The sequence below is a fragment of the Paenibacillus glycanilyticus genome (genome assembly GCF_023715145.1).
Classification (GTDB): Bacteria; Bacillota; Bacilli; order Paenibacillales; family Paenibacillaceae; genus Pristimantibacillus; species Pristimantibacillus glycanilyticus_A.
The window spans coordinates 1,139,206-1,147,537 of the sequence record NZ_JAMBNP010000001.1 but is presented as its reverse complement, the minus strand read 5'-3'; the positions used below and the strand labels follow the sequence as shown (position 1 = coordinate 1,147,537).

The 8,332-nt window shown below is 46.5% G+C and carries 8 protein-coding genes, 1 rRNA gene and 1 pseudogene; 8 read left to right on the top strand and 2 right to left on the bottom strand.

The window, feature by feature from the left end; genetic code table 11:
* Both M3194_RS05195 and M3194_RS05190 read left to right on the top strand, forming a co-directional pair.
* A 23S ribosomal RNA gene (locus M3194_RS05195) occupies positions 1–1,647 on the top strand; the annotation flags it as partial.
* Positions 1,648–2,049: 402 nt separating this feature from the next.
* A complete protein-coding gene (locus tag M3194_RS05190) occupies positions 2,050–2,688 on the top strand; it encodes a cell wall hydrolase (RefSeq protein WP_251652061.1) in 639 nt (212 codons plus the stop codon).
* A gap of 45 nt (positions 2,689–2,733) precedes the next feature.
* Here M3194_RS05190 and M3194_RS05185 read toward each other — a convergent pair whose 3' ends face one another.
* Together M3194_RS05185 and M3194_RS05180 are read right to left on the bottom strand one after the other, a co-directional pair.
* Positions 2,734–4,080: an Nramp family divalent metal transporter gene (locus M3194_RS05185; RefSeq protein WP_251652059.1), complete on the bottom strand. Its 1,347-nt coding sequence runs from the start codon at positions 4,078–4,080 to the stop codon at positions 2,734–2,736.
* Positions 4,081–4,348: 268 nt separating this feature from the next.
* Positions 4,349–4,561, bottom strand: a complete 213-nt coding sequence (locus M3194_RS05180) for a hypothetical protein (RefSeq protein WP_251652057.1) — start codon at positions 4,559–4,561, stop codon at positions 4,349–4,351.
* Positions 4,562–4,754: 193 nt separating this feature from the next.
* On the opposite strand from M3194_RS05180, the gene sigK (M3194_RS05175) reads away from it, so the two are divergent.
* From sigK (M3194_RS05175) to sigK (M3194_RS05155), 6 genes and pseudogenes are all read left to right on the top strand, one after another.
* Positions 4,755–5,453, top strand: coding sequence for an RNA polymerase sporulation sigma factor SigK (sigK, locus tag M3194_RS05175; RefSeq protein ID WP_251652055.1), 699 nt, complete (start codon positions 4,755–4,757; stop codon positions 5,451–5,453).
* Between the two features lie 158 nt (positions 5,454–5,611).
* Positions 5,612–5,836, top strand: a pseudogene (locus M3194_RS31615) (RHS repeat-associated core domain-containing protein); the annotation flags it as partial.
* 9 nt (positions 5,837–5,845) lie between these two features.
* Complete coding sequence (locus M3194_RS05165; protein WP_285889144.1) at positions 5,846–6,544, top strand: pre-toxin TG domain-containing protein; 699 nt, start codon at positions 5,846–5,848, stop codon at positions 6,542–6,544.
* Entirely contained in the window at positions 6,545–6,763 is a 219-nt protein-coding gene (locus tag M3194_RS05160) for a hypothetical protein (protein ID WP_251652053.1), read from the top strand.
* 108 nt (positions 6,764–6,871) lie between these two features.
* A complete protein-coding gene (locus M3194_RS31610) occupies positions 6,872–7,006 on the top strand; it encodes an Imm30 family immunity protein (protein ID WP_397334280.1) in 135 nt (44 codons plus the stop codon).
* Between the two features lie 232 nt (positions 7,007–7,238).
* Positions 7,239–7,817 (top strand): RNA polymerase sporulation sigma factor SigK, encoded by a 579-nt coding sequence (gene sigK, locus M3194_RS05155; protein ID WP_311289617.1) that lies wholly within the window; start codon positions 7,239–7,241, stop codon positions 7,815–7,817.
* Positions 7,818–8,332 lie beyond the last annotated feature (515 nt).

Sequence of the window (8,332 nt, the reverse complement as noted above, 5' to 3'; positions counted from 1 at the left end):
GTATACAAGTGAGAATGCCGGTATGAGTAACGAAAAGACAAGTGAGAATCTTGTCCGCCGAAAGCCTAAGGGTTCCTGAGGAAGGCTCGTCCACTCAGGGTAAGTCGGGACCTAACGCGAGGCCGAAAGGCGTAGTGGAAGGACAACAGGTTGAAATTCCTGTACCACCGTAAACCGTTATGAGCAATGGGGTGACACAGAAGGGCAGTGACGCGGACTGATGGAATAGTCCGTCCAAGCAGTGAGGCAGAGTTGTAGGCAAATCCGCAACTCGCGTAAGCTAGGCTGTGATGGGGAGCGAAAATTACAGTAGCGAAGGTCATGTACTCCGGCTGTCAAGAAAAGCCTCTAGCCAGGTGAAGGTGCCCGTACCGCAAACCGACACAGGTAGGCGAGCAGAGCATGCTAAGGCGCGCGGAAGAACTCTCGTTAAGGAACTCGGCAAAATGACCCCGTAACTTCGGGAGAAGGGGTGCCTCGGTAGGGTGAATAGCCCGAGGGGGCCGCAGTGAAAAGGCCCAAGCGACTGTTTAGCAAAAACACAGGTCTGTGCGAAGCCGTAAGGCGAAGTATACGGGCTGACGCCTGCCCGGTGCTGGAAGGTTAAGGGGAGCGGTTAGGAGCAATCCGAAGCTGTGAACCGAAGCCCCAGTAAACGGCGGCCGTAACTATAACGGTCCTAAGGTAGCGAAATTCCTTGTCAGGTAAATTCTGACCCGCACGAATGGCGTAACGACTTGGGCGCTGTCTCAACGAGAGATCCGGTGAAATTTTAATACCTGTGAAGATGCAGGTTACCCGCGACAAGACGGAAAGACCCCATGGAGCTTTACTGCAGCTTGATATTGGACTTTGGTACGATCTGTACAGGATAGGTGGGAGCCTGGGAAGCATGAGCGCCAGCTTGTGTGGAGGCATCGTTGGGATACCACCCTGATCGTATCGGAGTTCTAACCTGGAACCGTGAAACCGGTTCGGGGACCGTGTCAGGTGGGCAGTTTGACTGGGGCGGTCGCCTCCTAAAATGTAACGGAGGCGCCCAAAGGTTCCCTCAGAATGGTTGGAAATCATTCGGAGAGTGCAAAGGCATAAGGGAGCTTGACTGCGAGACCAACAAGTCGAGCAGGGACGAAAGTCGGGCTTAGTGATCCGGTGGTACCGAATGGAAGGGCCATCGCTCAACGGATAAAAGCTACCCTGGGGATAACAGGCTTATCTCCCCCAAGAGTCCACATCGACGGGGAGGTTTGGCACCTCGATGTCGGCTCATCGCATCCTGGGGCTGAAGTAGGTCCCAAGGGTTGGGCTGTTCGCCCATTAAAGCGGTACGCGAGCTGGGTTCAGAACGTCGTGAGACAGTTCGGTCCCTATCTGTCGCGGGCGCAGGAAATTTGAGAGGAGCTGTCCTTAGTACGAGAGGACCGGGATGGACGTACCGCTGGTGTACCAGTTGTTCCGCCAGGAGCACCGCTGGGTAGCCAAGTACGGACGGGATAAGCGCTGAAAGCATCTAAGCGTGAAGCCCCCCTCAAGATGAGATTTCCCAACTAGTAAGACCCCTTGAAGACGACGAGGTTGATAGGTTCGGGGTGGAAGCACAGCAATGTGTGGAGCTGACGAATACTAATCGGTCGAGGGCTTATCCTAAAACAACCCCCAAAAAGTGAAGCAAATGCTTCGGAGTTGATTCCGAGTACTTTGCGGGGCCCCGGTGTAAAACCGGAAAGCTTAAGGAAATCATTCATTCGCATCCAGTTTTCAAGGCGCAAAGCCATAAGGAAGTCTGTCGTTAATTCGACAGGCTTTTTTTGTTGTTTTATTGATTGCTGTTTGTAAACATTTGTATTTGTTTATACCCACTATAATGTCTTATTAATCACGAAATATATGGAGTATCGGGTTAATTCATGTATTATTTCTTGAATAATGAGAGTTAAATTAGAACAAATTAGAAAATTCTATGAAAACCAATTATTCAGGGTAGTTATGGTAAACTCGGAAAACGCGAGTCTAAAGACAAGCAAGCATACATACTGGAGGGATCGCATAATGAAACGAAAGCTTGGAACACTCGTCATATCGATGCTGATAGCATCTATCCTCTGCCTGCCTTTGGAGGCGTCAGCTGCGTCGTTAAAGGTTGGCAGCAAGGGGACAGAGGTGCAGGATTTACAGGAAAGGCTGTATATGCTGAAATATTATAAAGGCAATATAACGACCTATTTTGGCGCATCAACCAAATCGGCTGTTGCAGCCTTTCAGAAGGGCGCCGGTCTGAAGCCGGATGGCGTGGCAGGCTCTGTTACCCTTCATGCCTTGCATAAAGTAACCGTAGACCGGTCGGATTTGTCCCGCATGGCGAGGGTTGTAAATGCCGAGGCCGGTGGCGAAAGCTACAAAGGGAAGGTCGCGGTAGCGGCTGTTATTTTAAACCGGACAAAAACGAATGGTTTTCCTAGTACGATACGGGGAGTTATTTTTTCACCCAGCGCGTTTAGCGTAGTAAGTAACGGACAGTTCTGGAAGATGCCAACCGTCAGCGCCCTGGATGCTGCCAAAGAGGCAGCAAAGCGCATTGACCCGACTAAGGGAGCATTGTACTTCTACAACCCGAAAATGACGGATTCCAAATGGATGAAATCGCGTCCGGTAACGGTGAAGATCGGTAATCATGTTTTTACGAAATAAGAATAAGGCCTGTCGTTACGAAGCTCGTAACGACAGGCCTTAATTTTATCCAAAGAAGGTTTTGTAGAGTAAGAAAACGTTTAGTGCGATAATGACAGTGGCTACGAACCAGGCAAGAAGCTTGATCCAAAGCGGGTTGGCGAAGGAGCCCATTTTCTTCTTATCGCTGGTGAACTGAATGAGCGGAATAACGGCGAAGGACAGCTGGAACGACAGAATAATCTGACTTAGAATCAGGAGCTGTGCCGTACCGCTCTCACCCGAGATCGCTGTAACAATAACCGCCGGTATGATGGCAATAAGCCGTGTAATCAGGCGGCGCAGCCATGGCTTCAGCCGGATGTTCAGGAAGCCTTCCATGACGATTTGGCCTGCCAGTGTACCTGTCAGCGTCGAATTTTGCCCCGAAGCAAGCAGTGCTACTCCAAACAATACAGAACCTACAGCCGTTCCAAGCAGCGGTGTCAGGAGATCATAGGCCTGTTCAATCTCGGCGACATCCGTCATTCCTGCTTTGTGGAAGGTAGCTGCGGCAATGATGAGGATTGCAGCGTTAATAAATAAGGCGAAGAATAGGGCAAGAGAAGAATCCCAGGTTGCATATTTGATTGCTTCCCTTTTGCCGAGCTCAGTCTGCTCGTATTTTCTTGTTTGCACAATCGACGAATGCAGGTACAGGTTATGCGGCATAACGGTAGCACCAAGGATACCGATGGCAATGTACAGCATAGCCGGGTTAGAGACAATGTGATGGGTTGGGATAAAACCGGTGAATAAAGCCTGCGTATCCGGTTTGGCCAGAAAAATCTCAGTAATAAAGCAGGCGCCGATTGTGAAGATTAGTACGATAACAAGCCTTTCGAGAAACCGAAAGCCTTTATTCTGAAGCATCAGAACGATAAATACGTCTAGAACCGTAATAATAACGCCGTAAATTAAAGGGATTCCAAATAATAAATTAAGCGCGATGGCAGAGCCAATAACTTCAGCCAGATCGCAGGCAGCGATAGCAAGCTCGCATAGAACCCATAATGTGAAAACAACCGGCTTGCTGTAATGATCCCGGCAGGCCTGCGCCAAGTCTCTCCCTGTTACGATGCCCAATTTTCCTGCCAAAGCCTGCAGCAGAATGGCCATCAGGTTGGAGATAAGAATAACGGACAGCAGTGTATAGCCAAACATAGCGCCGCCTGCAATATCGGTGGCCCAGTTACCCGGATCCATATAGCCTACGGCTACCAGATAACCGGGACCTGCAAAGGCGAGGAACTTTTTGAGCCAGGAGCCTTTATTAGGAATGCTTAGTGACCGATGCACCTCAGGCAAGGAAGGCTGCGAGCCTTTTGTTCTCCAAGCGTCGTCCTGTGAACCCATTGCGGATGGTTCAATCATGTGAATCACCTCTGACTTTTCTTTTAGGTATAAGATAAAGTTGCCCTAGTGCAACTTATTTTGAATAAAAAAACCACATACCTAGGTGTATGCAGATCAATTCTGAAAGTTCCTATAAATTTATTGTACTCGTGCAACTTTTTTTGTCAATGACAACTTTCCTGCATGTAAGTCTGTTCCTTCGAAATTTATTTTACCCCGGTTCACCGGAAGATACACGAATCGAAATAAAATGGCTGCCCTGATCAGAACAGCCGTGTTTGTGGCTTTATTGATTCTTTCCCTTTTGCCAATCAAGTCCTTCAGGATGGCCGTCAAACTTATGCTGAACGTTGTCTACAATCTCTTCGACGGCCTCGCTGACCATATCCAGCGGTCCGGAGTCCTCGTGATCCTTAGGCGTATTTATGCCTGCAACTGTATTGGATGTTTCATTATACTTTTCGTTAAACTCCTCGTTGCGCTTTTCATTTTTATGCATGCTTACAGCCTCCTTATAACCGATCATGAGGTAGTTTACCCCGTTTGCGAAAGCTCCAAACAGATACCAATCGACGAATTTCTACGTACATGCACTTCTGGGCCGGCGCCTACATACAATGTAGAACCGACTTCATCGTGTACCAGAGGTATGTTCATGCCCCTGGTAATCCAGCTTATGGGGGTGCAGGAACATGGGACTTTTTGCTGCTGTTGCTCTGTTCATCAAGCAGCTCTCGCTGCTTGTATCGTATGTGAAAAATAATGCTTTTCCGCAGCCGCTTCATGAAGAGGAAGAGATGAAGCATCTGCAGCTGATGGCGGAAGGCAATGCGCATTCGCGCAACCTGCTGATTGAACATAACCTGAGGCTGGTCGCGCACATAGTAAAAAAATTCGATAACACAGGAGAAGACCTTGAGGATCTGATCTCGATCGGAACCATTGGTCTTATCAAAGCGATTGAAAGCTTCCAGACGGGTAAAGGGACTAAACTGGCCACATTCGCTGCCCGTTGTATTGAGAATGAAATACTTATGCACTTACGTTCGTTGAAGAAGACACGTAAGGATGTATCCTTGCATGATCCGATTGGCACGGACAAAGAGGGCAACGAAATCACTTTGATCGACATCCTCGGCACGGAAGCCGACGATGTTGTGGACCGGGTGCAGCTAAAGATCGAGAAGAGCAAGATTTACCGTAACCTCGATATTCTCGACGAAAGGGAGCAGGAGGTGATCCGCGGCCGGTTCGGCCTGGATCATGGCGGGGATGAGCGGACGCAGCGGGAGATTGCGAAGGAGCTGGGGATCAGCCGCAGCTATGTGTCACGGATTGAGAAGCGGGCGCTCATGAAGCTGTATCATGAGTTTTATAAGGCGAAGAAGTGAAGGGTAATAAGTCTTTCAGATTGTGAAATATTTTTGAAATTTAGACAATCCATGAGGTGGATTGTCTATTTTGTTTGTGCTTTTTTAGTCTTTTAGTAATGACTTCAATCTAATATGAGCTTGGTCAGGTTACCGATACGTATCAATACGGCAACTTTGGCGAAGCAACCGGACATGTTGGAGAAACAGAGCAGCCATTCCGTTATAATGGTAGAGACGGCGTGATAACCGACCCGAACGGTCTGTACCAAATGCGCGCGCGATACTATAATCCGGAAATCAAGCGATTTATTAACCGAGATGTATTGGCTGGCTATATCGGTGATGGTCAAACACTGAACCGTTATGCTTACGTTAACGGAAACCCGGTTTCTTATGTCGATCCATTCGGATTGAGCCGTGATGGGGATTCGATCTGGCTTCAGGGCGGAGACTTCCTGCTCGACGTTGTACCGTTTGTCGGTACGGTAAAAGGCTTCCAGCAAGCGTTCACGGGTATGAACTATGTGACTGGTGAACGACTATCTGTGGCAGACCGCTGGGCGGAAGGTATTGGCGCGACACTTAGCGTGGTTCCGATTCCGGGGCTGAAGTATTTAGGGAAGTATGGGACTTCGGAAATTATTGATGCTAGCAGAGGCCTTGCAAAGGGGACGAATCTCGATTTCATTAATGAAACAGGTCGACTTGGTGGTAATCTTTACACTAAAAAAGATTTAAAACTATTAGGTAATTACCTCGGACGTAGAGGGGTTTCACTTAAGGTTGGTGATGAATACTTGCCGCCTGGAAAAGGCGGAGGGTTCAACTACATCACTGATGAGCTAGTTTTAAGAAGCAACCCCACTCAGTATGAGGTTTGGCATGAATTATCTCACTACATCCAGTACAAACAAATAGGAAAAGATGCTTATACAAACTTACCGAGAACAAAAGGCGAAGTTCCAATGAACGATTTATCTAAGTTTAATGCTCCAGAGCAGTTTGTTTTTGATATGCTCTCAAACTCAGAGAGACGATGGAATTTGTTAAATGCCGAAGAAAAGCAACATGCTATTGATTACATCATGGAGTATGGAGGTATCAGATAAATGACAGAGAACGAAGCAAAAGATATTGCAATTAAATTCATTGGTTGTAACGCTTCAGAACATTACACATTAAATTTTATTAGTATCAACAAGTCTCCTCGTAATCCGAATCACTGGTCAGTTGCTTTTGAGGTCAGGCCATCTAATGGAGGGGTATTAGAAGGTCCAATTTTTGTACTAGTAGATGATAGTAGTTCTGAGGCATGGTTTTTTGGCTAATATATACTTGTTGAGTTGTTTTATTACCTTGATTGGCTTAATGCCTTTCAAGGTTTTTCTTTGGTGGGGGATACCGAGTGTGGAGCGATAATGTAATTCACATCACATATCAGGAATTTATGTTTTGGTTTTGATGATGCAACAGAACATCATGAAGTTATGTTTGGATTGATACATGCAATTGAGTCATATGATAAAACATTTGGCTTAGAAGAGCCAAATGTTAGCTATATCTCTTCCTAGCATGTTACCACATGCAAGAGAATGGGTAAAAACGCTGCATAAGTGAATACTTAACCATGACCCGTCTAGGAAAATGTTCGCTGAGATAATTTTAAATTCTGACACTGGAATTAAAAAAATCGTTAATCAATTAGTAAATGAAATAAAGGATAGAAACCCCAAAAAATTTGAAACTACCGTTTCTGAATTTTTGTCCAATGTAGGAAACTAAACCTCAAACCTTGATAGCTTCATGCCTCTCAAGGTTTTTACTTTTGTATGTAGGTTATATAATTCAACATTTACATCGTTTCGTGTTCACAATGTCAAAAAATTCGATAATACCGGCGAGGATCTCGAGGATCTGATCTCGATCGGAACGATCGGATTGATTAAAGCAATTGAGAGCTTTCAGACGGGAAAAGGAACAAAGTTGGCAACGTTTGCGGCCCGCTGTATTGAGAATGAAATACTTATGCATTTGCGTTCTTTGAAGAAGACGCGTAAGGACGTATCCTTGCATGACCCGATTGGTACGGATAAGGAAGGCAATGAAATTACGCTTATCGATATCCTTGGCACGGAGGCCGACGATGTCGTGGACCGGGTGCAGCTGAAGATCGAGAAGAGCAAGATTTACCGAAATCTCGACATTCTAGACGAACGGGAGCAGGAAGTGATCCGCGGCCGATTCGGACTGGATCATGGCGGGGATGAGCGGACCCAGCGGGAGATTGCGAAGGAGCTCGGCATTAGCCGGAGTTATGTGTCCAGGATTGAGAAGAGAGCGCTCATGAAGCTGTATCATGAGTTTTATAAGGCGAAGAAGTGACATTGATTATTTGAACCATTCACTGGTAGCAGCGATGAGGTCAGCGGCCCATTCACCATTATTCCACCCTAATAAAAATGCTAAGGACCCTTGTATATCAAGGGTTTTTCTTTGTTTCTGTCAACATAATCATTCTGGAGTTTTTATCAGAGTGCTTTTTTCAGCGGATGCTGATTTTATGGATAGGATAGTCCAAATTAAGTTTCTCTTTACTCAGTTAACTGCGGGTAGCCGATCAAAAGATCAACTGCCTTTTTTATTGAAGTACCTGGACAGTTATGCTCACTAAGATTGCGATACATGGAAAAGTGTTGCCATCATTTTTATTAAGTTAGGAGTTACTTATGTACGATGCCGATAATACTGGATGTAACGCTAGGCATTCTTGGAGATAATGAGTTACAAACTGGAATTATGTCAGGCTAACCGTGGAGAGTAAATAATCGGGGTGATATGTGGGCAATTGTCCTGCTTCTGCGACTGCTGCAGTGGGAAGGTTCGGACCGCAGGCGCTC